This is a genomic window from Bordetella petrii (genome assembly GCF_020991325.1).
Lineage (GTDB): Bacteria > Pseudomonadota > Gammaproteobacteria > Burkholderiales > Burkholderiaceae_B > Bordetella_A > Bordetella_A petrii_E.
Genome location: NZ_JAJMLX010000422.1, coordinates 1 through 2,598, shown reverse-complemented (window position 1 = coordinate 2,598; position 2,598 = coordinate 1). Strand labels below are relative to the sequence as shown.

Sequence of the window (2,598 nt, the reverse complement as noted above, 5' to 3'; positions counted from 1 at the left end):
CGGCGCGGAGGCTTCCGCCGCCGTCCGGGCGACGCCCGTCTCCGCGGCCTCGTGTGGCGCCAGGCGTCGTTGCACATTCTGGAAAAAGCGCTCCGAGAACTTGCGCGCGGCGCTGTCGATCAGGCGGCTGCCCAGCTGCGCGATCCGGCCGTTGATCGTGGTTTCGGCCGAATACGATAGCTGTGTGCCGCCATCGATGTCGGCAAGCGCAATACGCATGCGGCCCTGTGCCGAACCCGCCACGCCCGCGTCACCCTGGCCGACCAGGGCATAAGCCTGCATGGGAGTCTCGACTTCGCGGCGGAACGCGATCTGGAATGTGGCCTTGACCGGCCCGATGGCGCTGACCATGACGGCCGTGTAGCTATCGTCGCCATCGGCCGACAAGGACTTGCAGTCGGGCAGGGTGGCCTGCAGGAAGGCCGGGTCGTTCAGCGCATTCCATACCGTGCCGCGATCGGCGGCGAGGATCTTGGTACCTTCGATCAGCATGAGACGCTTTCCTTGTCGATCCGGATTCCGGCGAGTTTCAGGCCGTGGTCGGCGATGCGCATGCGGTCGTTCAAACAACGGAAACGGCCGAAACTCCAGACCACCAGCGGGCGGGCGAAATCCAGCATGGTGGGCCACTGGCGGGTGAATGCGTCATAGCGGCACGACCAGGACTGGGTGCGGTCGCTGATAAAGCGCACGCGCCGTTCCCATTCCTGCAGCGTGGCCGGCACATTCCTGGTGTCGCGCAGCAAGGTTGCCAGCGCCAGGGCGTTCATCAGTGTCAAGCCGCCGCCTTGGCCCAGCGTGGGCGGCAGGCCATGGGCCGCGTCGCCGATGATGGCCACATTGCCCACCGCCCACCTGGGGCAGCGCACCACGCCGTAGGGATACTGGGTGGCGGGCGCCCGATGCAGTGTCTCGAACAAGGGGCGCAGCAGGGGAAAGCGCCGCGACCAGTCTTGCACATCCAGGGGCAGGCGCGCGGCGGCCGCATCTTTGAACGGCGCGACCATGTACACGTAAGTGTGATCCGGCCCGGCAGGCGTGACGCCGATGCGGCGGTTACCCGACCAGTGTTCCACGGTTTGCGCTTCAGGCGTGAATTCGCGCGACGCCACCAGGAAGCGATCGATCAGGGTGGGCAGTTCCGTGAAGCCGCCACCGATGTCCAGTGAGCTTCGCACCGCCGAATGCACGCCGTCGGCGCCCACGATCAGGTCGGCCGCGAATTGTTCCCCGGATTGTGTCACCAGGCTGCCCGCCCGCACGCCGCGCACGCGCGACCCGGTGACAATCTGCGCGCCCGCCGCCAGCGCGGCGTCGCGCAGCCCTTCAATGAGCACCTGGCGCGGGAAAGTGTAGACGCGCGAGTCGCCTTCCAGCCGGCGCTGCTGCTTTACGCGGCCATCGGCGAAGCGGATCTGCGCGTACTCCAGCCGCGTGCCGAAAGGGCGGATACGGTCGAATACGCCCAGATGTTCCAGTACTTCCAGGCTGTTGTTCTTGATATAGATGCCGGCGCCGACTTCCCGGATATCCGGGCTTTGTTCGTGCACGCGCACGCTCCATCCGTGGCGGGCCAGCAGCGCGGCCAGCGACAGTCCGCCGATGCCGCCACCGGCAATTTCAGCATTGCGGGTCATGATGCGGCCTCCTCAGGCGATCTCGACGACCATTTCCAGCTCTACGGGCATGTCGGCGGGCAGGGCGGCGAAGCCCACCGCGCATCGCGCATGCACGCCGGCGGGGCCGAATACCGCGGTCAACAGGTTCGAGGCGCCGTCGATGACCTCGGGCTGGCGATGGAAACCGGGTGTGGAAGCCACCATGCCGAACAGCCGCACGACACGGGTAACCCGCGACAGGTCGCCGATCTCGGCTTTCAGAGAGGTCAGCGCGCTGATCGCGGCCACGCGCGCGCCTTCCTGGCCCTGCTCGACGCTGATCTCGGCGCCCAGCTTGCCCTGGTGGGTCTGCTGCGCGCCGCGGAAGGTGCCATGGCCGGCCACGAATACCAGCTTGCCGGTGGTGACGGCGCCCGTGTAGTTGCCCATGGGGGTGCGCTTGGGTGGCAGGTCTATGCCCATTTCCGCCAGGCGGGCTTCGGGGGTGGAGCCTTTGAGCGAATGGAAAGTGTCGAGCGACATACAGGGTTCTCCTAGGATTTGCGGTTGCGCTGCAGGCGCAATTGGGTGGCCGCGCCCGCGGTGAGCAGGGCGTGGAGGGCGAACTCATCGCGCAGGCGGTCGGTATTGAGGTCGGGGTGTACGTCCACAAGCGCAGACCGCTCGTCGGGCGCGAGCTTGAAACCGTCGGCGTAGGCGAACGGATCTTCGAGAAAGCGGCGCGCGCTGGCTGGACTGGTGCGCAGTTCGAAAACTGCCTGGATCAGTCCCGCGCGATGTTGCGGCAAGGCCGGATAGATCAGCGGTTCGGCACTGGCCGGCTCGGTCAGGTCCCAGCCATGCACGCTGTAGGTGTGATGCCACGAGGGCTCGAACAGCGACAGGAACGGTTTGCGGTTGCCGCCCACCGCGCCCATGGCGGCAAGCGTCATGCGCAGTTCCACATTGCCGGTACGGTCCAGCGCGGCGGCGTCGTAGC

The 2,598-nt window shown here is 66.9% G+C and carries 4 protein-coding genes; all 4 read right to left on the bottom strand.

Annotated features, from left to right (window positions below):
• Positions 1-492: CoxG family protein (locus LPZ50_RS23990; RefSeq protein ID WP_230665352.1), on the bottom strand; the 492-nt coding region annotated here is incomplete at its 3' end.
• Positions 486-1,637 carry an FAD-dependent oxidoreductase gene (locus LPZ50_RS23985; RefSeq protein ID WP_230665351.1) on the bottom strand — a complete coding sequence of 384 codons (1,152 nt, stop codon included), beginning with the start codon at positions 1,635-1,637 and terminating at the stop codon, positions 486-488. The genes LPZ50_RS23985 and LPZ50_RS23990, both read right to left, overlap by 7 nt.
• Positions 1,638-1,649: 12 nt before the next feature.
• Entirely contained in the window at positions 1,650-2,141 is a 492-nt protein-coding gene (locus LPZ50_RS23980; protein WP_230665350.1) for a RidA family protein, read from the bottom strand.
• Between the two features lie 11 nt (positions 2,142-2,152).
• Positions 2,153-2,598, bottom strand: a 446-nt coding sequence (locus tag LPZ50_RS23975; RefSeq protein ID WP_230665349.1) for a hypothetical protein, incomplete at its 5' end; no start/stop codon positions are given.